Genomic DNA, 21,858 nt, shown 5'->3' on the forward strand with positions numbered 1-21,858 from the left:
CCTGCGGCATAAGCAGTCGAACAATAACAGGCTATTCACAGCCATCAGCGGGAGCGCAGGCGATGCATGAGATCGATCTCAGCGGCAAGGTTGCCCTGGTCACCGGCGGCAGCCGGGGGCTGGGCAGAGCCATGGTCATGGGGCTGGCACAGGCCGGGGCAGATGTCATCATCGCCAGCCGCAGGCAGGAGAGCTGCCAGGCGGTTGCGGAGGCGGTGCAACGCGACACCGGCCGCCGGGCCCTGCCGGTGGCCGCCCACACTGGCCAGATGAATGACCTGGATCGGCTGATCGACACCAGCTACCAGGCCTTCGGACGGGTGGATGTGCTGATCAACAATGCCGGTATCAACCCCGCCATGGGCGAGCTGTCGGCCCTGCCGCCGGAACTGTTCCAGAAGATGTTTGACGTCAACACCAAGGGACCCTGGTACCTGGCCTCGCGGCTGGCGCCGCGCATGGCGCAGCACGGCGGCGGCTCCATCATCAATGTGTTGTCGGTGGGCGCGCTCAAGCCCTCGGCCCTGCAGGGCTTTTACGCCAGCACCAAGGCGGCGCTGCAGGCCCTGACCCGGGTGATGGCGGCGGAGTGGGCCGGCCAGGGCATACGGGTCAACGCCCTGGCCCCCGGCAGCTACCATTCCGACCTGTTCGACGGTTCCGCCGCGGCCATCCCCGGCTTTGAGGACGGCGCCAAGGCCGCCTCGCTGCAAAAGCGTGTTGCCGAGACCGAAGAGATTATCGGGCCAGTGCTCTACCTCGCCAGCGACCTGTCGGCCTACACCACCGGCCACACCCTGGTCAGCGACGGCGGCTATATGGTGCTGTAGCCAGCCAGGGCGTTGTAGCTAGCTTGGGCCGGTCCACCACGATGCGCGTGACCACCCGGCTGATGCCCAGTGAGGCGTTGCCGCTGAGTTCGTCGCACAGCCGGTTGAGCACGCGCTACCAGCTCTAAGCACCAGCCCCCGCCCCAGCAAAAAGGCCAGCCCTCAGGCCGCATCCCGCCTGAGCGGCTGGCACATGCAGTGCACCCCGCCACCGCCAGCGGTGAACAGGCTAACATCCGGGTCGATCACCGCCAGGCCGTAGGCCCGGCACTTGTCCTTCAGCTCCGTGTTGTCCCTGGGCAGCAGCACCCGGTCGTTGCCCAGCGCCACTACGTTACAGCCAAGTTCCAGCATGGCGCGGTAGGAAATATCGATCAGCTCAATGCCCTGGGCGCGCAGCCAGTCGAGAAATTCCGGCTCCAGGGCCTGGCCACACACCGCGGCCAGGCCCTCGCTGAGCATGGCCAGCTTGACATCCAGATGCAGGAAGTACGGGTCGAAGTGGTAGCTGTGGAAGGTCCAGCCCTCGGCCTCCACCCAGCTGCGCAGCTGGGCCAGGCCCTCGGCGCTGGTGCGCTCGCCGCTGCTGCCGCAGAGAATAACCCCGGGCTTTAGCACCATGAAGTCACCCCCTTCCAGGCTGCCGGCGGTAACGATGTCGTAGACCGGGATGCGCTTGCCCAGATAGAACTCCAGCACCGCCTTCCACTCGCCGCGCCGCCACGGGCTGTACATCTGGGTGATGATGGGCCCCCAGGGGGTCATGACCGAGGAATCCCGGGCGTAAAGCTGATAGGGCAGCGTCGGGTCCGGCGGCAACAGGTGGGTGGTAACGCCGGCGCCCATGTAAGCATCGAGCATTTCGTTGTACTGGATACGGGCCTGCTGCGGGTCGTAGTGGCGGCCAAGGCGCTGGGAGCGGCGCGACATGGCGTTGCCACTCTGCCAGCTGTAGTGATCCATGGGACCGATCAGCACGTCGCGCAGCACGCCGTACTCGGAGTCCATCCCCCAGTTTTCAAGTACCGGCGTACCGCCACCGGCCACACGATGGCCCAGATTCATGTGTTCGCTCATACGCTCAGCCCTGCGCTGTTGATGATGGCGTGCAGCAGCACGTCGGCGCCCTGCCCCGCCTGTGTCCGGGTAATGGATTCCGCCTCGTTGTGGCTGAGGCCGTCCTTGCAGGGAATGAAGATCATGCTGGTGGGCGCCACGGCGGCCACGTTACAGGCGTCGTGCCCGGCGCCGGACACCATGCGCCGGTGGCTATAGCCAAGGCCATCTACCGCCGCCTGCACGGCGGCAACACAGTCCGGGTGGAAGGTGACGCCGGGCGCTTCCCAGAAGCAGTTGAGGGTGTAATGCAGGCCAAGGGCGTCATTGACCGCCTTCGCAATGTCGCCAAGGGCCGCCACCATGGCCGCGTAACGGGAAGCATCCGGGTGACGCAGATCAACGGTGAACTCCAGCCGCCCGGGCACGGTATTGCTGGAGCCGGGCTGGGTGTCGATGTAACCCACAGTCACCCGGGCCTCCGGCGCATGCGCATCGGCCAGGGCATACAGCCGCGGCAGCATGCCCGCCAGGGCCTGTACCGGGTCTTTGCGGCCGCGCATTGGCGTGGGGCCGGCGTGGGCCTCCACGCCCTGCACCACCAGCCGGTGCCGGCTCATGTGCTGCACGCCCTCCACCACGCCGATGGCCAGGTTTTGCTGCTCCAATACCGGACCCTGCTCGATGTGCAGTTCAAAGGCGGCGTGCACCGGCTGCGCCCTGGCCGGTTCGCTGCCTTGGTAGCCGGTGGCGGTAAGGGCGTCTGCCACGCTGGTGCCCTCGCGGTCGCGCAGGGCCATGGCGTCGGCCAGGGCCATGCGGCCAGACCACACGGCCGAGCCCATCATGGCAGTGTCGAAGCGGCAGCCCTCCTCGTTGGTCCACACCACCACTTCCAGCGGGTGGCGGGTTGTGAGGCCGGCGTCGTTCAGGGTTTCGATCACCTCCAGCGCCGCCAGCACGCCGTAGATGCCATCGTAGTTGCCGCCGCTGGGCTGGGTATCCAGGTGGCTGCCACTGAGCACCACCGGCGCATCGGGCTTGCTGCCCTCGCGGCGCACGAACAGGTTGCCGACCTCATCCACCCGCACGCTGCAGTGCGCGGCGCGGGCCCACTCCAGAAAGCACTCGCGCCCCTGGCGGTCTTCCTCGGTCAGCGCCTGGCGGTTGACCCCGCCGGCCCCGGTGGCGCCAAAGGCCGACATGGCCTCCAGGCGCTGCCACAGGCGCTCGCGGTTAATGCGCAGTTCAGCGGTTGTACTCATACGTTGGCGCCTCCTTCGTGCACTCCTGCCTGTCCCCTTGCTTGAACAAAGCGCGCAATGCGATCAAAGGCCGGGCGCAGTATGTTGATCGGCTGGGCCAGCGACACCCGCACGTGGTTGCGGCAATTGTCGCCAAAACCGATGCCGGGCAGCACCGATACGCCCACCGCCTCCAGTAACTGTTCGGCAAAGGCGCTGCCGTCCGCGGCGATCTCACTGACGTCGATCATCACGAACATACCCGCCGGCGGTACTTCGCAGCGCAGGCCGGGAATGTCCGCCACCCGCTGGCACACGTAGTCCCGGCGCACCCGGTATTCCTCGCGCACGCCCTGAATGTATTCCTCGTCGTTGGTGAGGGCGAAGGCGGCGGCGTCCTGCACAAACTGGCAGCAGCCGAAGATGGTGGACGAGGTGAAGTCCAGCAGCCGGTCGGCCACCGCCTGGCTGCTCACCGTCCAGCCCAGGCGCCAGCCGGTCATGGCGTGTGATTTGGACAGGCCATCGATCAACACCACATTATCCAGCTGCCGCGCCGCCCGGCGCAGGCTGACGTGGGGTGCGTCGAAGGTGATCATGGAATAGACCTCGTCGCACAGCAGCCAGATGTTGCGCTCCAGGCAGAAAGCCGCCAGTTCCCTGAGGTCGTCCTCGCCGATCATGTTGCCCGCCGGGTTGCCGGGGGTGTTGATCATCACCACCCGGGTGCGTGGGGTGATGGCCGCCTTCACCGCCTGCAGGCGGAAGGCAAAGCCGGCGCCGGCGTCCAGGGCAAAGCCCACCTTGCTGATGTTAAGCGCGCGGAAGATGCCCTCGTAGCCGATGTACATGGGCTCGGCCACCACCACCTCATCGCCCGGGTCCACCAGGCAGGCCAGCACGGAATAGATGGCGTTGGTGGCGCCGGGGAAGATCACCACCTCGTCCGGGTCGCACAATTTGCCGGAGGCGCGGGATTCGATGCCGGCGATGGTTTCGCGCAGGCTGCGCTCGCCGCGCCCGGGAGCGTAGTGGGTGCGGCCCTTGTGCAGCGCGTCAATGCCGGCCTGTACCACTCTTGGCGGCGTGGCGAGGTCGGGGTCGCCCACCGACAGCAGGTAGACTTCCTCGCCGGCGTCGAAACGCTGGCAGGCGCGGTCGTGGACCGCCCAGACGTCTCCCCCCTCGCCGGCGAGGCGCTCGGTCAGGGCGCTGAAGCCGCCCGCGAATAACTGGCTGTGTGCATTCATTGTGCTGTCCATTGGCTGTGTCCAGGGCGCTCAGTGGGCGCCCGGGTTGGAAAGAAAATCGCCCTCACGCACTTCGATCAGTGTCGGCACGCGGCGCCCGGCGCACTCGCGCAGGTGTTGTTCCAGTTCCTGGTGATTGTGCGCCCGCACCGCCGCGCAGCCGTAGCCGCGGGCAATGGCGAGCAGGTCCGGTGTGTAGATGTCGCAGGCGATGGGCGCCATGCCGGCATCCTCGAAATTGCGCGCAATCATGTCGTAGCGGGCGTTGTTCCACACCAGCACGATCACGCCCAGCTCGGCCTCCACGGCGCTGGCCAGCTCGCTGATGCTGAACTGCAGGCCGCCATCGCCCACCAGTGCCACAACCGGGCGCTGCGGGCAGGCCAGTTTGGCCCCCAGGGCCGCCGGCAGGGCGTAGCCCAGGGTGCCGTAGCCGGTGGCCGCACTGGCAAAGCTGCGCGGCGCTGCCGGGTGCCACTGGGCGGCGGCGTAATAGGCCGGTTGGGTGGAATCCCCCAGCACAATGGCCTGTGGCAGCGCCGTCTCAAGCGATGCGAGAAAGCGCTGGTAGTCCGCGCTGTGATCGCCCGCCTCGGCCAGGGCGGCCATGACCTCGGCCACCCGCCGGGGGCCTTCCCGGTGGCCTTCCCGGTCGCCTTCCCTCGACACGGCCTGCAACTGCGGCAGCAGCGCCGCCAGGGCCAGGGCGCTGTCGGCGCGAATGGCCAGCGCCGGCTGCGCGTTGCGGCACAGCTGGGCGGCGTCGATATCGATGCGAATCAACTGACCACCCAGGGCAAAACCGCCGTCAAAGAAAAAGTCGTAGTCGGTTTCGCTGAGCTCGGTACCCACCGCCAGCACCACATCGGCGCCGCGGTACAGGGCGCGCACAGCCTCGAAGGAAGGGCTGCTGGCCACCAGCAGGGGGTGGTCCGCCGGCAGCAGGCCGCGAGCGTTGTGGGTGAGGGTCACCGGCGCGTCCAGCCGCTCAGCCAGCGCGCGGCACCACTGGCCGGCATCGGCGGCGCCGCCACCGAGGGCAATCACCGGGCGCCGGGCGGCGTTCAGCAATTCGGCTGCCTGCGCCAGTGCGCCGGGGTCGGCGGCCGGGCGCGAAGGCACCGGCCAGGGCTCGGGGCTGACGTGGTCGGCGTTCGATAGAATCACATCCAGCGGCAGGCTCAGGTGCACCGGGCCGGGGCGCTCGCTGTGGAAGATGGCAAAGGCCCGGGCCAGCACCCGGGGCAATTCATCGGCGCGCATCAGGGTGTGGCTCCACACGCTGCACTCGGCCATTGCCGCCTGCAGGTTGCGGGTTTCATGCAGGCGGCCCTCGCCAAGGCCCCGCTGGTGGCGACTGTTGTCGGCGGAAATTACCAGCATGGGCACCGAATCCTGCAGGGCCTGGCCCATGGCCGCGGCAATGTTCAGCGCGCCGGGGCCCGACACCGTCAGGCAGGCGGCGGGGCGGCCGGTTACCCGGGCGTAGCCATCGGCCATAAAGCCGGCGCCCTGTTCGTGCCGGGGGGTAATGTGGCGAATGCCGGCCTGGGGCAGGCCGCGGTAAAGCTCGATGGTATGGGTGCCGGGGATGCCAAAGGCCACCTCGATGCCGTGGGCTTTCAGCATATGCATCAGTCGTTCGCCGCAATTCACGCCCTGCTCTCCTTCATTCGCCGGCCAGTGCTTTATAGATAGTAGCCAAGGCGGGGGTGTCGCAATATCGCGTAATTCGGCATACTTCATGCGCAAAACTCATAAACTTGGATGCCATGCCCACGGCCCATCGACACCTGCCCTCCACCCAGGCCCTGCTGTGCTTTGAAGCCGTGGCCCACAGCGGCAGCGTGACCCGCGCCAGCGAACAGCTGAACATGACCCAGAGCGCGGTGAGCCGGCAGATCAACAACCTGGAAGAACTGCTCGGCGTGGCCCTGTTCGAACGCTCGCGCCAGCGCCTGTGGCTGAACCCGGCCGGTGCGTCGTATCTGGAGAGTGTTTGCGGGATTCTCGAAGAGCTGCGCTCGGCCACCCAGCGCACCCGGCGCGCTGCCAGCGGGCAGCTTTGCATTGGCATTGAACCGGCCCTGGCCAGCGCCTGGCTGGTGCCGCAGCTCAAGCACTTTTATCGCAGCCACCCCCATGTCAACGTGGAGTTGATGACCGACATGGACAAACTGCGCTCGGGCAAGGCGCGCTGGGATCTGGCGGTGGTGTACGGCGAGCCGGCACCGGGCGACGGCCAGTGCATAGCCCTGCTGCAGGAACTGCTGGTGGCGGTGGCAAGCGCTGACCTGCTGGCCGAGGGCCCGCCCATCAACGACTTTGCCGATGTGCTCAATTACCCTATCGTCCACCACACCGGGCCATTCTCCACCAGCGACTCCTGGCTGGGCCACGCGGGGCTCGTCCCCCGGGCCATACGCGAAGTGCCCGGCCCGCGCATGGAAACCTTCAGCCTGGTGCAGCAGTGCGCCGAACAGGGCCTGGGCATGGCCTTCCTGCCCACCTATTTTGTGGCCGAGGCGCTGGCCAGCGCGCGCCTGCAACAGGCCGGCACCCTGCGCCTTGCCACCGAGCAGCGCTACTATTTGACGGTGCCGTGCACCCGCCACAACCCGACCGTTGCCCTGTTCAGCGACTGGCTGCAGAGCCTGGCGGCGCCCCATGCCCACCACCAGGAGAGCCCATGAGCCAGGCCCTGCACATGCTGCGCGCCTTTCTGGCCCAGCCGCGCGACCCGCGCCTGGGCCTGTTTACCGGCGATGCCCTGTATGAGATGGGCGAACGCGAGGCCGCCGTGGCGGTGTGGTCCATGGCCGACGACTTCGACCCGCGCATTCGCCGATTGCGGCAGGCGGCCGACGCGCCGGCCGAGGCCATTGCCGCGTCGCGGCGAGCAGACGCCGCCTTTCGCGCCCACTTCAGCGAACTGCACCGCCGCGCCATCGACACCTTCCAGCAGCGCTGCGATGGCGACATCAGCCGGGTTTTGCAGGCCATCTGGCCAATGACCCACGATGCCCCCTTCACCTGGCAGCACCCCCTGCAGCAGCCGGCCATTTTTTACCTGCCCGGCCTGGCGGCACAGCCAGTGACACCCAACAGCGCACTGCCCTGGTCAGGGCCGGTCATGGCTGCCTGGGAGGCGATTGCCAGCGAATACCAGGCGGCCATGGCACAGGCCATTGAGCTGGCACCCTATGTGCCTGCCAGCGCCCGCGACCCGCGCTGGCAGACCCTGAGTGGCACCCTGGACTGGTCTGCCATCCACTTGTACCAGCAGGGCCAGCGCACCGCTCACGCAGCGCGCTTTCCGCGCACCCTTGAGGCGCTGGCGCAGGCGGATCTGGTGCGGGTCAACGGCGAGCCGATGGAGATTTTCTTTTCCCGCCTGCGACCCGGGGCCCACATTCCGCCCCACTTCGGCCTGACCAATACCCGACTCACCGTGCACCTGCCCATCACCGTGCCGACACCCTGCGCCATCCGGGTGGGGGAGGCAACCTGTCACTGGCGCGAAGGCGTCATCACGGCCTTTGACGACAGCTTTGAACACGAGGCATGGAACCGTTCAGACAGCGACCGGGTGGTGCTGATTTTTGAAGCTCACCACCCCGGGCTCAGTGCGGACGAGCGCGCGGCCATCGAGCAGGCCTACAGCGTGCGCCAGGCCTGGCTAGACGGGCGACGGGCCCTGCTGGAAGCGTTATTGCGCGGCTGAAGGCCGGACGGTGCGGCGGTGGCTATTCCCGCTCCAGGTCGATATCCACACCCTTGACGGTGTTGGAGAGCACCTCCAGATCGAAGTCGGCGCTGCCCATCTTCTTCTTGATCAGCACGTCCTCGCCGTCATCCCGCTCGACATGAAAGCCCTCCTTCGGCAGTTGCTCCTTGAGGGCATCTACCACCGCCTTGGCCACGGCATTTTCGCCAGTGCCATCGGTGATGGCGATGGTGGCATCCATCGGCATGCTCCCCTCAGGGGACAGGCGCAGCACGATGCTGCCATCGGAATCAGCGCCGCCGTCAAATTCCACCCGCCACTTGTTGGAGGGCCGGGCATCGGCGAAGGAGGAAACAGTGAGAAGCGCGCTGGAGAGCGCGAGGGCGAGGCTGGTTTTCAAGGGGTGGGCCATGACAGTCTTCCTGAGAGTGATGAATCCGAAGCACTAATCATAGTTGGATATGGCGGCTTTGCTATGCCAGCAGCTACACCAGCCTTCGGCAGCGGGCCCGCTGCCGAAGGCTGGTCACGCTCAGTTGGCGAGGTCGGGCTGCTCCGCCATGATTACGTCGAAGATGGGCTGGAACTGGAACCAGCCCGCCAACTTGCTGCCCACAATTTCGCGGGTGTGCAGCGCAAAGTCACGGGGGATGGACTTGGGTGACCCGGCAGCCTCGGCCAGAAGTTGCGCCTGGCAGCTGCGCTCCATGGTGATAAACCACCAGGCGGCCTCGTCCACGGTTTCACCTACGGTGAGCAGGCCGTGATTCTGCAAAATGGCCGCCTTGTGCTCGCCCAGGGCCGCGGCAATGCGCTCGCCTTCGCTGTTATCCAGCACCGGGCCGTTGAAGTCGTCGAACACAACGTGATCTTCAAAAAAGGCGCAGGCGTCCTGGGTCAGCGGATCCAGCAGGCGCCCAAGGGTCGACCAACTCTTGCCATACAGGGAGTGGGAGTGGGCCGCCGACACCACGTGCGGCAGGGCCATGTGAATCTGCGAGTGAATGGTAAAGGCGGCGCCGTTCAGCAGCCCTTTGCCTTCCACCACTTTGCCTTCGTGATCAACCCGCAGCAGATCCGACACACACATCTGCTTGAAGGAGCGACCCATGGGGTTCACCCAGAAGTGATCCAGGTGCTCAGGGTCGCGCACGGTGATGTGCCCGGCCACGCCCTCGTCAAAGCCAAAGCGGCCAAACACCCGCAGGGCGGCGGCCAGTTTCAGCTTGCGCTCGGCGCGTAATTCTTCGATGGAACCCTCTGTCACCGGCATACGGGCGTCGGTTTCTTCGGCGTTCATTATGATAGTGTTGGCAGCAGCTTCAGCCATGGCTTTCTCCTTAACATTGTTACCGTGTAGTGATATGACAACGCTTTCCACCCGCAGTGCGCATTTGCGCAACTGGCTGGTGCAACAGGGACTGACCGATACCGCGCCGCTGTCGGACTGGCTGGCCCAGGCCCGCGAGCGCAGCCTGGCGCGCGACGAATACCTGCTGCGGGCCGGCGAGCAGCACCACTTCCTGTGCTTTATCGACAGCGGCCTGCTGCGCCTGTTCTACGTGTCGCCCGAGGGCAAGGAGCGCAACAAAGCCTTCTACACCGACAACCACCTGGTGGGCCCGGTCAGCGCCGCCATCAGCGACGGCCCGGCGCCCTTCAGTATCCAGGCCCTGGAGGCCAGCAACGTGCTGCTGCTGCCCTACCAGCCGTTTGTCGCCGCCAGCGCAACGCACCCGGCGGTGGCCCAGCTCAACATTCGCCTGCTGTCCAACGCCTTTGTGCGCAACGAACAGCGCGAAGCCATGCTGCTCACCTGCAACGCCGAGCAGCGCTATCGCTGGCTGCTGGCCCAGGAGCCAGAACTGCCGGAACGCCTGCCGCAGCACCATATTGCCTCGTACCTGGGCGTGGACGCGGTGTCCCTGTCCCGCCTCAAACGCAAACTGCGGGCACAGGACGAGTATGGGCAGTGAAAGGAGCGCCGCGCCTTAACAAATGTTAAGGCAGGTCCTCGACGGAGCGGCGGATGATCTCGGGGATGGGGGGCAGGCTGGATTCTTCGTTTTCGATCTGCACCGCCAGGGCCCACAGGCCGGGGCCGATTTCGGTGGTCACCGATTCCGGGCGCAGGGGTTCGCCGCACTCGCTGCAGGCCAGCACCGGCTGGGTCTTCTTGCCGCAGCCGCGGTGGGTGTATTCCAGTGGCGGGCCCGCATCGCCGTCCATCCACTCATCGCCCCAGCGCGCCAGGCTCATCAGCACCGGGTACAGGGCCAGGCCGCGGCGCGTCAGGCGGTATTCGTAGCGCACCGGGCGATCCTGGTAGGGCACCTTCACCAGCACCCCCTGCTCCACCAGCTTGCCCAGGCGTTCCGACAGGCGGTGGCGGGTAATGCCCAGGTTGTGCTGGAACTGGTCGAAGCGGCGCGTGCCCAAAAAGGCGTCCCGCAGGATCAGCAGCGTCCAGCGCTCTCCCACTACCGACAGGGCCCGCGCCACCGAGCAAGCCTGCCTATCAATATCTGTCCAGCGCATGTTGTTTCCCTAATCCGTTCTGACAGGAGCAGCCTGACAGGGGCCAATTATTGCGCCTGATGCGCTAAAATCCACCCCGATTTCCAACTATCTTCCGATTCAGGGTATTCACATGAACAATGGCATTGGCGGCAGCAGCCCGGCGCAGGCACTGGCACGCCTCAACACAATGACCGCCGGCGTCCAGCCGATTGCAGACGCAGAGTTCGAGGCCCGCCTGGCGCGAGCCCGGCAACTGATGAAGGCCGAGGGGCTGGACGCCGTCTACCTCAATGCCGGCACCAACCTTTACTACTTCACCGGGACCCCTTTTGGCGCCAGCGAGCGCATGGTGGGGGCCATCATCACCCCCGAGGGCGCCCCCCACTACATTGCCCCGGCCTTTGAACTGGGTACCCTGCAGGGCTTTATCCGCATTCCCGGCGAGGTGCACTGCTGGGAGGAACACGAGAGCCCCTACCAGCTCACCGCCCGCCTGCTGGCCGAGCTTGGCATCAGCGGCGGCCGCATTGGCATTGATGAATCCGCGCCCTTCTTCATTTTTGACGGCCTGCGCCAGGCGGCGCCGCACTACGACTACGCCAGCGCCACCGCCGTGACGGCGGGCTGCCGCATGCAGAAGTCCCCCGCCGAGCTGGCCCTGATGCAGCGCGCCAAGGACATGACACTGGCGGTGCACAAGGCCGCCGCCAGCATACTGCGCGAGGGCATCACCACTGGGGAGGTGACCGACTTTATCGACCAGGCCCACCGCGCCGTAGGCGCCGCCAAGGGCAATTATTTCTGCATTGTGCTGTTTGGCGAAGACACCGCCTTCCCCCACGGCGTGGCCAAGCCCAAGGCGCTGGAAGCCGGCGACATGGTACTGATCGACACCGGCTGCGAACTGGAGGGATACCTGTCGGACATCACCCGCAGCTACGTATTCGGGGAGCCCAGCGAGCGCCAGCGGCAGATCTGGAACATCGAGAAGGCCGCCCAGGCCGCCGCCTTCGAGGCCGCCCGCATCGGCGCGCCCTGCGGCAGTGTGGACGACGCCGCTCGCGAGGTGCTGGTGGCCAACGGCCTGGGGCCGGACTATCAGCTACCGGGCACCCCTCACCGCACCGGCCACGGCATTGGCCTGGACATTCACGAATGGCCCTACCTGGTGCGCGGCACCGCAACACCGCTGGCCAACGGCATGTGCTTCTCCAACGAGCCGATGATCTGCGTGCCCGGGGAGTTCGGCGTGCGGCTGGAAGATCACTTCTACATAACCGACGACGGCCCGCGCTGGTTTACCGAGCCCTCCCCGGCCATCGACAAGCCCTTCGGCTGATTGGCGGCTGATCGGCGGCTGCGCCCGCCGCGGTGGCTCAGGCGGCCGCGGCGTCCAGGTTGGCGGCCACCGCATCCAGAAAGCCCTGCATATCCACAATGGTCTCTGCCGCGGGGTTGGTGGTCTTGCCCTTCAGGTCGCCGGTGATGGTGCCCTGGTCGACGGTGTCGATCAGGGCCGCTTTCAGGCGGCGGGCATAGTCCGCCAGGGCGCTGTTGCTCTCGCGTCCGGCCAGCACCTCCAGGGCATTGGCCACCGCGTAGATCAGCGCCGATGAATTGAAGTTGGCCTCCTTGCCGTTGGTTTCGGCAAAGCGCAGGTAAAGGTCGTGGGCCGTGCCGTGGGGCGCCTCGAACAGCAGGGTGCCATCGGTGCTTTCGATCACCGAGCTGGCCGTGGCTAGGCTGCCGCCCAGGGCGGCGGAAATGTCGGAAAAAATATCACCGTCCAGGTTCTGGGCCGGGTACAGGGCATTACGCGGCGGGTCGCAGATCATTTTCTTGAGCTGGGCGGAGGGCCGCATGATCATGAACGACGGCGGCCGGGTGCCGGCCTCGGCCAATTCATGGCGCACCTCCAGCAGCACGTTGGAGAACACCTCGTCGTACTCCATGTACTCCCGCTTCAGGCCGAAGTAGACCTCCTTGTCGTTGTGGGAGGCGTCGCGGAACACCTGGGTCACCCAGTCCTTGATGGCCTGGCGGTCGTTGGTCATGAACAGCAGCGGGTCGCCCTGCTGCACATCCCGGGCGTGCAGTTCCTCGCCGTCGATCACCACCTTGAGAATGCCGTCTTCCGGCAGGGCCATATTGAAGCTGCCGTACTGGTCGCCGCCGCCGGCGCTCATGCGCGACAGGGACACGTGGGATTTGCGCTCGGGAATGCCGTACTGCTTCAACTCCTCCACCAGTTTGTAGAGCTTGCGCCCGGTGGTGTTGTCCGGCACGCCCCACAGGGCGCGCTGCGGCGGGTTGGACACAATGCGCGCGGCCTGGGCGTCAATCAGTTCGTAGTGATAGGCCAGCCCCGCATCCAACAGCGCATCGCGGTAATCGCTGCGGTAGATGTCCTCGATGGCGGTGCGCATCACGCCGTCGTAGCCGGCGATCACTGTGTCTTTCAGGCCCAGGTAAACGTCGCGTTTCTCGGCCAGGGCGCGTTGGAAAAAGGCATGGGCCCAGGATTTAACGTCTTCCAGTGAGACGGTGGCCAGCAGCCAGGGGTCGCCCTTGCGCAGCACCCGGCGGTGCAACTCCACCGGGTCGCCACTGGCGCCCACAAAGACGACCTTGGCCACTCCGGTGGAGCGGGTCAGGGCGTTGGCGCTGTGCTTGATACCGCCGTGGTCCATGGTGAAGACTTCGATGTCCCGGCCAATCCACTGCGGGTGGCGCACCTGCAGGTTGCGAAAGGGAATGTCCTCCCGGGTGATATTGCCGCCGATGCCCTTGCGAATGGCGCCGTTGGGAGACTTGGTGGCGAGTTTGTCGAGCTCATGTTCCTTGAGCCGCGCGTAGGTGATCAGTAGTTCATCCAGCTGGGCGCGGTTTACCGTCATGCCGGCGTTCTTGACGCCCACACCGTGGGTTTTGAGTGCGTCGATGGCATCGCGCACCGCCTGCCCGTTGGTGGCCAGGCGGTTTTCTGCCGACAGGTCGACCTCCACCAGTTCGATATCCAGGCGGCTGGCAACAAACTGCTCCAGAATCCGCACAAAGGCCACCTGGGCCATTTCATCGCCGTGTAACACCACCAGCGGGTGTTTTACGCTGATTTTCTCGCTCATTCGCTGCTCTCCGCGTATCAGCCGTTAAGAATAACGGCTGGCGGCGGCCGCGACTAGCAGCAAGAAAGGCCGGCCCGGGCAGCCGGCGTGTGAGGTAGGCATCTGAGGCTCGCGCGCAACAACCGCACAGCGCGCGAGCCTCGACAGGGCGAGAGCCGCCGCAGGACGATCAGAACCAGGCGTAGCGCAGCCCCAGTCCGTAGGTGCGCGGCATGTTGTAGTAGGCCGTGACACCGTGGGGGTCGTCGTCGGTGTTCATGCGGTAGGCTTCGTTGCCCAGGTTTTGCCCCCAGAGGAAGAGCTCCCAGCGATCATCCTGCGACCCCAGGCCAATACGGCCACCCCACAGGGTGTAGCTGCCGGCCTTCAGCACTTCGGTGTTGTTCAGGTCTTTGTAGATTTCATCGCTGTAGTTCATGTTGACCATGGCCGACAGCAGCAGGTTATCCCCCAGCGGCCACTGGTATCGCACCATGCCGTTGTAGGTCAGCTCCGGGGCATCCGGCACGTGGTTGCCCTCGTAGAGGGCGGATTCGGCCGGGTCATCGGAGTCAAAGCGTTTGACCTCGCTGTCCAGGGCCGCCACGCCAAAGCGCACATCCAGCCCGACCATCGGCCGCCACCACAGTTCCAGTTCGCCGCCGATGATTTCCGCCTTGCCCGCGTTGCGGCGCAGGCTCTCCGAGTTGCCGCTGCCAAGCTCCACCGTCACCTCGGCCTGCATGTCGTCAAAATCGTAGTAGTACAGGGCGCCGTTCAACTGCAGGCTGGAATCCAGCAGGGTGCTTTTGAAGCCGAGTTCGGTGGCCCACAGGGTCTCGGCGCCAAAGGGCAGGGTTGCCGCCTCCTGCAGAATGGTGGAGCCGTCGAACCCCCCGCTCTTGTAGCCCTTGCTGGTGGACAAGTACACCAGCACATCGTCGTTGGGCGTCCAGTTCAGCGCCAGCTTGCCGGACACGTCGTCGTCTTCGTAGCGGTTGTCCACGTAAATCGGCAGGTCGCTGTACAGCAGCGACAGCAGCGGTGGATAGCCTTCGGCCGCGCTGACCGCCACGGTGCCACCGGTGAAGGTCTTTTCCTCCTCGGTATAGCGCAGGCCGGCGGTAATATTCCAGTTGGATGATAACTGCCATTCGTACTGGCCGAACAGGGCCCAGGATTCCCCCTCCTGCAGGTAGTCGATATCCGCCATGCCCGATACCGGCAGGCTGTAGAACTCACCATCGGTTGGCACCCCGGCCGGGAAATAGCTGTGCAGCAGCGGTGTCAGCCCGCGGGTCGTGACATCCACCAGCGATACCTGCTTGGTGAAGTCCACTTCCTCGTCCATGTAGAAGGCGCCAATAACCCAGTGATCGTCACCCCGCTCGCCCGTCAGGCGCAGCTCCTGGGTCCACTGGCTCAGGTTGTCGCTGAAGTCGGTGTTGTAGATACGCATTGCACTACCCGACTGGTAGAGCTGGTCGCGGTCGAGTTCCTCCAGCCCGGTTACCGAGGTGAGCGTGGCCCAGCCCAGGTCCCAGTCGAGTTTCAGCACGCCGCCAAACTGGCGGGCATCGACATCCGGCGCCTGGGTGACGTAAACATCATACTCGTCAGTCAGGGCGGGAATGGTGAACTCGGTGAGGGGCAGTACCGGGAACGGCAGATCGGGACTGCCGCTGAGGCTGGCATTGACCCCCTGCAACACCTGCAGCGCCACCGGGGTCGCACCGGCGGAAAAGTTGTGGTCTTCCAGCTGGGTCGGCACCCACAGTTCCGAGCGGTCGCGACTGCCGTGTACGCTGAACAGCACATCGAGCGTATCTGCCGGCTGCCAGGTAAAGCTCAGCCTGAGGGCCTGGGTGTCCACATCGCCCAGGCTGTCATCGCCGCGGAAGTCGCCCAGCGGCTCGATGCCACCGGGGATCGGCGTGTAGCCCACCGCCGCATCGGGCGTGGGCTGGGCATCCAGGTGGCCATCGGCGCGGTTGACCGAGAACGCCAGCCGCGCCCCCAGGGTATCGCTTAGGGGTCCGCCGATGCCGCCCTCCAGCTCTCGCGTGTTGTAGTTGCCATAGCGGGCCTCCACATCCGCTTCCAGCGCGTCGCCGGGCTTGCGGCTGAAGAAGTTCACCGAGCCGGCCGTGGTGTTGCGCCCGAACAGGGTGCCCTGGGGGCCTTTCAGCACCTCCACGCGCTCAATATCAAACAGCTGGAAGCCCAGGTAGCCGTTGGAGCCTAGGTACACCTCATCCACATGAACCGCCGCCGAGGGGCTGTTGTTGGTGTTGTAGTCGTTCAGCCCCACGCCCCGGATGGTAATGACGGGGTTGGAGTTGCCCACGGTGTTCTTGATATCCAGCCCGGGGGTTTGCGCGGCAAGGTCGATGGGGCGATTCACCCCCAGCTGCCCGAGCTGGTCGGCGGTAAAGGCGCTCACCGCAATGCCCACATCCTGCATGGACTGGGCGCGTTTTTGCGCGGTGACAATCACCTCCTCCAGCGCCTGGGCCCCCGCGGTGGACGGCAGGGCCAGGGCCGCGGCCAGGGCAAACAGCGCAAAGGGCGGCCGCACCGGGCGGGCAGCAAGAGAAGGACAAACAGGCAGTTGCGTTGGCATAGCGAACAATCTCCAGACTGGGCGCGGCCGAGCCTGCCGGGCAAACACCGTTGGCGTGGGCGGGGCTCGTTGCGCTAATTATTATCTCGTTAGCTACATTGTAGCTTGAGCGATTATGCGCGCCTGAGAATGTCTGTCAACAGCCATAAGCGGGCTACTCGCCCTGGAAGCGGAGCAACTGCAGGGGGTCGACCAGCACCCCCTGATAGAAGACGGCCAGGTGCAGCCGGGTGGGCGAGGCAGGAAAGCCTTCAGCGGAAAAGCTGCGCGGCGAATAGTGATCTGCCAGCAAGCGGCCGATGGGCTCGCCGCCCTGCAGCCGCTGGCCCTGCTGCAATGGGCTGTGGCCAACGTAGTGGTAGCGCACCAGGGCGCCGTTGTCGTGGCGAATGCTGACGTAGCCGCCGGTGCTCTGGGCAATGCCGTCCAGCGGCTCCATCACCACCCGCTCTACCCGCCCCGGCCCCAGGGCATAGACGGTGCTGCCCTCCGGCAGAAGGATATCAATGCCCTCGTGGAACACTTCCATCTCGCCCAGTCCCAGGGGAACGTCCAGGGGAATATCGTGGAACCCAGCCAGCACCCGGCCCCGCTCCACCGGCAGGTACAAGCGTTCAATATCCGCCGGCACCAGTTGCTGGCTGCGCTCCCGCAGGGCCCGCGCCGCCGATTCGCCACTGGCGGTGGGCATGATAAAGAGCATGGTGAAGGCCAGCGTCAGCAGCATCACCGCCCCCTCCCGCGCCCCCGGCAGGGATTGCCGCCCCAGGGCCAGCACCCGGGCACGGTAGCCATCGTGACGCAGCGACAAGCCCGGCACGCCGCCTGGCGATACTGTGTGCCGGGAACGGAAGTAACACACGATATCGAGCAGCCCCTGGGCGTATTCGCCGCGGGTCTGGCACTGGCAGCGCACTGCCAAGGTGTCGCACACAATCTCCCGCTGCTCCTCCCACAACCGCCCCACCAGGCGCTGCAATGGGAAGAAGAAAAACACACAGCGGGTCAGGCCGATCACAACGCCCCACAGGTCGTCACAGCGCTTCACATGCGCCATTTCGTGGGACAGCAGGGTCAGCAGGGCCTGCTCATCCAGCGTTGCGAGCATCGGCGCGGGCACAAAAATCACCGGCCGCAGCGTGCCCATGGTAAAGGGCGACTCCGCCCCCTCACCGGCCAGGAGCCGCACCCGCCGGGCCACCCGGCAACGCAGCTGCACCTGGGCCAGCAGGCGCGCCGCGCTGCCACTGGTCACCAGGGCGGCGCGCTGCACCACCCGGCGGTAAAACCGGCGCCGGTACAGCAGGTGGCACACCGAACACACACTCACCAACCCCCACAGGGCCACCAGCGACACCGCCAGCGACACCTGGGTGTAGCCGGGCCACAGTGGCCGACTCAGCAAGTTCACCAAATCGAGCTGCGTTAGGTGGAAGTTGGCCGACAGCAACTCCAGCCGCGGGTAGAGGTCATCCAGCAATTGGCGCAGGGTAAAGCCGACTTGCCAGTCGCCGGGAATAAAGGGGCGCAGCGCCACCAGCCCCCACAGCGCCAGTTGCAGGCGGGGGTGGCGCGCCTGCAGCAGCAAGCATGTGGCAAACACCAATGCGAACAGAATCAGCGTATGCAGCAACTGGCCGCTGACCAGCATGATCAGCAGGTTGCAGAGGTAGTTGAGGTATTGCGGCTCCATGCGACAGGGCCGGGCCTCAGTCTTCGTCCTTCAGGCGGGCGCTGAGTTTTTCCAGCTCGGCCAGCTCTTCGTCGCTGATGTTTTCACTTTTGCCAAACATGGACACCACCGCTCGGGTATCCATGCCCAGTACATGGTCGGCAAAAAAGCGCACCCAGCGGGCCAGGCCCACCGGCCGGGTAATGGCGGGGCGATACACATTCATCCCGTGCAGGTTGCGCCGGTGCAACAACCCCTTGCGATGCATGCGCTCGATATTGGTTTTGGTGGTGGACAACGCCCAGTCGCTGTCGAGGGTTTCGTGGACCTCGCGGATACTGAACTCGCCCTCCCCCCACATCACATTGAGGATTTTGTACTCCGCCTTGGTGAGTTCCGGTAATTCGCTCATGGCCGTCGCCCGTGACATGGTCATCTGATGGGCCACAATGTAGCATGGGGCCTGGCGATGACAAAAGCTGGGCTATTTTCAAGACGAGGGTCAGGGCTGTACTCATACAACGCTGGGCCGGAAGCGGTATGCGCGCCTGAAAGCCTACCTGTTCCATTTAGGCTGGTTCGCCTCCACCTGCGCTTCGGCATCGAGGATATCTGCGACCCTGATTGACCCCGCCCACGCGCGGGCGGCTCGTCTGTGAAATCACTACGCTTTCTGGAGGGGGTAATGTCCATGAATCCACAACGGCAAAGCGCCCTGATCATGGCCGTTCTCGCAACGTGCTTGTCGCTTGCTGGCTATTGGGGCCTGCCAGCATTTGGCGCGTTAGTGACGCTTTCATTCATCGCTGTGCCGCTGGGTGCTTACTGCGCGCTAAACGGTGCACCGAAAACAGCGGCTGTTGCTGTTTACTTTGGTGTGGCGACATGGCTGCCGTTCCTCGTATCGCGGGACAGTACGTTTTTCTTTGGGAAGGGCTATTTCGCTCTGCTGCCAGGCGGCCTTGTGTTGTGCCTGTTGCTGGTGATTCTGCACCTGCGCAGTGCCGGGCGCGCAAAGCGTTCAGGCTAAAAAACCGGGGAGACCGCACAGCAGCCTCCCCGGTAACGGGATGGAACGGAGCCCCGGGCAACGCCCCGGGGCGCGGCATCAGCCGAACTGGTTCATGGTGTTGTCTTTACCCGCCGCCTTCAGCGCGGCCTCACCGGCAAAGTACTCTTTGTGGTCGTCGCCCATGTCGGAGCCGGCCATGTTCTGGTGCTTGACGCAGGCAATACCCTGGCGGATTTCCTTGCGCTGCACACCGGCCACGTAACCCAGCATGCCCTGGTCGCCGAAGTACTCCTTGGCCAGGTTGTCGGTGGACAGGGCCGCGGTGTGGTAGGTCGGCAGGGTGATGAGGTGGTGGAAGATGCCGGCTTCGCGGGAGGCATCGGCCTGGAAGGTGCGGATCTTCTCGTCGGCGACTACGGCCAGCTCGCTGCTGTCGTACTCTTCGCTCATCAGCTTGTCGCGATCGTAGGCGGATACATCCTTGCCCTCTTCGCTCCAGGCATCGAACACCTGCTGGCGGAAGTTGAGGGTCCAGTTGAAGGACGGGCTGTTGTTGTACACCAGCTTGGCATTGGGCACGGTTTCGCGGATGCGGTTGACCATGGCGGCAATCTGGCCGACGTGGGGTTTTTCGGTCTCGATCCACAGCAGGTCGGCACCGTTTTGCAGGGAGGTGATGCAGTCCAGCACCACGCGGTCTTCACCGCTGCCCTTGCGGAACTGGAACAGGTTGGACGGCAGGCGCTTGGGACGCAGCAGTTTGCCATCGCGGCTGATCAGTACTTCGCCGTTGCCGATGCTGGCGGCATCAACTTCGTCGCAGTCCAGGAAGCTGTTGTACTGGTCGCCCAAATCGCCCGGCTCGTGGGTCACGGCGATCTGCTTGGTCAGGCCGGCGCCGAGGGAGTCGGTCCGGGCAACAATCACACCGTTTTCAACGCCCAGTTCCAGGAAGGCGTAACGCACGGCGCGGATTTTGGCCAGGAAGTCCTCGTGGGGCACGGTGACCTTGCCGTCCTGGTGGCCACACTGCTTCTCGTCGGACACCTGGTTCTCGATCTGGATGGCGCAGGCGCCCGCCTCGATCATCTTCTTGGCCAGCAGGTAGGTGGCCTCGGCGTTGCCAAAGCCAGCATCGATGTCGGCGATGATCGGCACAACGTGGGTCTGGAAGTTGTCGATCTGGTTCTGCAGGTCTTTGGCCTTCACTTCGTCGCCGGCTTCGCGGGCGTCGTCCAGCGCGCGGAACAGGCCACCCATTTCACGGGCGTCGGCCTGGCGCAGGAAGGTGTACAGCTCTTCGATCAGGCCGGGCACGGAGGTTTTCTCGTGCATGCTCTGGTCGGGCAGCGGGCCAAACTCGGAACGCAGGGCCGCAATCATCCAGCCAGACAGGTAGAGGTAGCGCTTGTTGGTGGTGCCCAGGTGCTTCTTGATGGCGATCAACTTCTGCTGGCCAATGAAGCCGTGCCAGCAGCCCAGCGACTGGGTGTAGCTCGCGGTGTCGGCGTCGTAGTCGGCCATGTCTTTACGCATGATATCGGCGGTGTAGCGGGCAATGTCCAGGCCAGTGCGGAAGCGGTTCTGCAGGGCCATGCGCGCGGCGTATTCGGGGTTGATGGCATCCCAGGTGCTGCCCTGTGCGTCGCACAGTTTGGCAAAGGAATCGGTAGTCTGCTGGTAAGTGGCCATGGGAAGGTCCTCATGCATCGTAGGGCGGAAACAAACGCTGTCGCGTTCATCGTTCAGGTGCCCGGTATCTTAGTCAGGCCTCGCACATAACTGAAATAAATGGAAAGGATTTTTGCTATTCATAGCGAAAATGTTGATTAATCTCCCCGGTGGGGATATCGGAGCGCTTCGACCAGCAGGGAGAAGGCTGTCTGTGTGAGTCCACGTAATTCGTTCAGTTTCAAGTAGCTAAACGTTCAACTTCCACGCAAAACGGTCAAATAGATTCCGCAGGTTGCGGGGCCAGCAAATCCCTATGGGTCAGCCCAAGAGTTGCGATTCACATTGAGCCATTCCTGGGCTACACAACCTTGAAGCGACAGGCATTGGGTCGACCATAGCAGTACCCGGTTTAGCAAAAATAACTACAGCATGAAACTGCCTGCGCCTCATCGCGTGCAAACAGCAGTAGCCGCTACACTTGGGTGAAGCAAGGCATTAATAAAGGGCGGCTTCATTCGATCTGTCCGGCAAGGTGAGGACATTTTAGTCAGCCTCATTCGAACGAGGTGTTCGTGATGGCAAATAGGCCAACGCATTCATCAGCTAGGCACGTAAGCGACGAGCCCACCGTCGGATCGTTCAACTGCCGCAAGACCAGCGATGTCATCTGGCAGGACAGCCAGCACCGCGCGCTGTTTGAGACACTGGATCTAATCGCTCGCCCGGATAGCGGGCCGGAGGTGTTGCAACGCCTGCGTGACTACGTGGATTCCCACTTCGCGCTGGAAGAGGAGTACATGGCTCGCCTGGAATACCCAGGCCTGGAAGCACATGTACGTGCGCACCGCCGTTTCCAGCAGGAGGTCAACGGTCTTTTCCATAGCGGCGATCCCGATACGCCCGAGTTTCTGGCCGCGGCTTCACTTTTTCTTACTGAATGGCTTACTCGTCATGTGATGGGCATAGACAAGGAGTTGGAAGCGTTTCTTCTTCAATCAGACACCCACTGACTCCCTCCTAATCGCCTTTGAGCAGCACTTGCGATAGCGTTGGTAGACGGGTTTAGATGCCCTTTTAAATATTCCACCTAAAAGTCGTTAACTGGACGTCCGATACACTAGCTCCACCCCAATGCAGGCCCTCGCC

General features: G+C 64.6%; 19 protein-coding genes. 7 read left to right on the forward strand and 12 right to left on the reverse strand.

Annotation, left to right across the window (positions count from 1 at the left end; translation table 11 throughout):
• Positions 1–62: 62 nt before the first annotated feature.
• On the forward strand, positions 63–830 hold the full coding sequence (locus DDZ17_RS07375; RefSeq protein ID WP_116365376.1) for an SDR family NAD(P)-dependent oxidoreductase: 768 nt from the start codon (positions 63–65) through the stop codon (positions 828–830).
• A gap of 162 nt (positions 831–992) precedes the next feature.
• On the opposite strand, the gene DDZ17_RS07380 is transcribed toward DDZ17_RS07375, so the two are convergent.
• The 4 genes from DDZ17_RS07380 to DDZ17_RS07395 are packed head-to-tail and all read right to left on the reverse strand — an operon-like array spanning position 993 to position 6,036.
• Positions 993–1,907 carry a dimethylarginine dimethylaminohydrolase family protein gene (locus DDZ17_RS07380; RefSeq protein WP_116365378.1) on the reverse strand — a complete coding sequence of 305 codons (915 nt, stop codon included), beginning with the start codon at positions 1,905–1,907 and terminating at the stop codon, positions 993–995.
• Positions 1,904–3,151 (reverse strand): M20 family metallo-hydrolase, encoded by a 1,248-nt coding sequence (locus tag DDZ17_RS07385; protein ID WP_116365380.1) that lies wholly within the window; start codon positions 3,149–3,151, stop codon positions 1,904–1,906. Before DDZ17_RS07385 ends, DDZ17_RS07380 begins: the two co-directional genes overlap by 4 nt.
• A complete protein-coding gene (locus DDZ17_RS07390; protein WP_241505814.1) occupies positions 3,148–4,380 on the reverse strand; it encodes a pyridoxal phosphate-dependent aminotransferase in 1,233 nt (410 codons plus the stop codon). Before DDZ17_RS07390 ends, DDZ17_RS07385 begins: the two co-directional genes overlap by 4 nt.
• A 30-nt stretch (positions 4,381–4,410) precedes the next feature.
• Positions 4,411–6,036, reverse strand: coding sequence for a 5-guanidino-2-oxopentanoate decarboxylase (locus DDZ17_RS07395; protein ID WP_277749303.1), 1,626 nt, complete (start codon positions 6,034–6,036; stop codon positions 4,411–4,413).
• Between the two features lie 116 nt (positions 6,037–6,152).
• Between DDZ17_RS07395 and DDZ17_RS07400 the strand changes: the two genes are divergently transcribed.
• Positions 6,153–7,073, forward strand: coding sequence for a LysR family transcriptional regulator (locus DDZ17_RS07400; RefSeq protein ID WP_157976519.1), 921 nt, complete (start codon positions 6,153–6,155; stop codon positions 7,071–7,073).
• Positions 7,070–8,104 carry an aspartyl/asparaginyl beta-hydroxylase domain-containing protein gene (locus DDZ17_RS07405; RefSeq protein WP_116365387.1) on the forward strand — a complete coding sequence of 345 codons (1,035 nt, stop codon included), beginning with the start codon at positions 7,070–7,072 and terminating at the stop codon, positions 8,102–8,104. The genes DDZ17_RS07400 and DDZ17_RS07405 overlap by 4 nt, the downstream gene beginning before the upstream one ends.
• A 22-nt stretch (positions 8,105–8,126) precedes the next feature.
• Here the strand turns inward: DDZ17_RS07405 and DDZ17_RS07410 are convergent, their stop codons facing one another.
• Together DDZ17_RS07410 and DDZ17_RS07415 are read right to left on the reverse strand one after the other, a co-directional pair.
• Entirely contained in the window at positions 8,127–8,519 is a 393-nt protein-coding gene (locus tag DDZ17_RS07410; RefSeq protein WP_116365389.1) for a hypothetical protein, read from the reverse strand.
• Between the two features lie 120 nt (positions 8,520–8,639).
• Positions 8,640–9,437, reverse strand: a complete 798-nt coding sequence (locus DDZ17_RS07415) for a class II aldolase/adducin family protein (RefSeq protein ID WP_116365391.1) — start codon at positions 9,435–9,437, stop codon at positions 8,640–8,642.
• Positions 9,438–9,471: 34 nt separating this feature from the next.
• On the opposite strand from DDZ17_RS07415, the gene DDZ17_RS07420 reads away from it, so the two are divergent.
• Entirely contained in the window at positions 9,472–10,083 is a 612-nt protein-coding gene (locus tag DDZ17_RS07420; RefSeq protein WP_157976520.1) for a Crp/Fnr family transcriptional regulator, read from the forward strand.
• Between the two features lie 25 nt (positions 10,084–10,108).
• Here the strand turns inward: DDZ17_RS07420 and DDZ17_RS07425 are convergent, their stop codons facing one another.
• Positions 10,109–10,645 carry a winged helix-turn-helix transcriptional regulator gene (locus DDZ17_RS07425; protein WP_116365395.1) on the reverse strand — a complete coding sequence of 179 codons (537 nt, stop codon included), beginning with the start codon at positions 10,643–10,645 and terminating at the stop codon, positions 10,109–10,111.
• A 112-nt stretch (positions 10,646–10,757) separates the two neighbouring features.
• Here DDZ17_RS07425 and DDZ17_RS07430 point away from each other — a divergent pair, with 112 nt between their 5' ends.
• Positions 10,758–11,966 (forward strand): M24 family metallopeptidase, encoded by a 1,209-nt coding sequence (locus tag DDZ17_RS07430; protein WP_116365397.1) that lies wholly within the window; start codon positions 10,758–10,760, stop codon positions 11,964–11,966.
• 37 nt (positions 11,967–12,003) lie between these two features.
• On the opposite strand, the gene DDZ17_RS07435 is transcribed toward DDZ17_RS07430, so the two are convergent.
• The 4 genes from DDZ17_RS07435 to DDZ17_RS07450 all read right to left on the reverse strand — a co-directional run bounded on the left by DDZ17_RS07435 (position 12,004) and on the right by DDZ17_RS07450 (position 18,438).
• Positions 12,004–13,752 (reverse strand): isocitrate/isopropylmalate family dehydrogenase, encoded by a 1,749-nt coding sequence (locus DDZ17_RS07435; protein WP_116365399.1) that lies wholly within the window; start codon positions 13,750–13,752, stop codon positions 12,004–12,006.
• Between the two features lie 169 nt (positions 13,753–13,921).
• Entirely contained in the window at positions 13,922–16,354 is a 2,433-nt protein-coding gene (locus DDZ17_RS07440) for a TonB-dependent receptor (protein ID WP_116365401.1), read from the reverse strand.
• Positions 16,355–16,508: 154 nt separating this feature from the next.
• Positions 16,509–18,047 carry a M23/M56 family metallopeptidase gene (locus tag DDZ17_RS07445; RefSeq protein ID WP_116365403.1) on the reverse strand — a complete coding sequence of 513 codons (1,539 nt, stop codon included), beginning with the start codon at positions 18,045–18,047 and terminating at the stop codon, positions 16,509–16,511.
• A 16-nt stretch (positions 18,048–18,063) separates the two neighbouring features.
• The gene (locus DDZ17_RS07450; protein WP_157976521.1) at positions 18,064–18,438 is read right to left on the reverse strand and encodes a BlaI/MecI/CopY family transcriptional regulator; all 375 of its coding nucleotides are present in this window, start codon (positions 18,436–18,438) and stop codon (positions 18,064–18,066) included.
• Between the two features lie 273 nt (positions 18,439–18,711).
• Here DDZ17_RS07450 and DDZ17_RS07455 point away from each other — a divergent pair, with 273 nt between their 5' ends.
• Entirely contained in the window at positions 18,712–19,056 is a 345-nt protein-coding gene (locus tag DDZ17_RS07455) for a hypothetical protein (RefSeq protein ID WP_116365406.1), read from the forward strand.
• 78 nt (positions 19,057–19,134) lie between these two features.
• Here the strand turns inward: DDZ17_RS07455 and DDZ17_RS07460 are convergent, their stop codons facing one another.
• Entirely contained in the window at positions 19,135–20,730 is a 1,596-nt protein-coding gene (locus DDZ17_RS07460; RefSeq protein ID WP_116365408.1) for an isocitrate lyase, read from the reverse strand.
• A 557-nt stretch (positions 20,731–21,287) separates the two neighbouring features.
• Between DDZ17_RS07460 and DDZ17_RS07465 the strand changes: the two genes are divergently transcribed.
• Positions 21,288–21,722, forward strand: coding sequence for a bacteriohemerythrin (locus DDZ17_RS07465; protein ID WP_157976522.1), 435 nt, complete (start codon positions 21,288–21,290; stop codon positions 21,720–21,722).
• Positions 21,723–21,858 lie beyond the last annotated feature (136 nt).

It is taken from the genome of Parahaliea mediterranea, assembly GCF_003402235.1.
In the GTDB taxonomy this organism is placed as follows: domain Bacteria; phylum Pseudomonadota; class Gammaproteobacteria; order Pseudomonadales; family Halieaceae; genus Parahaliea; species Parahaliea mediterranea.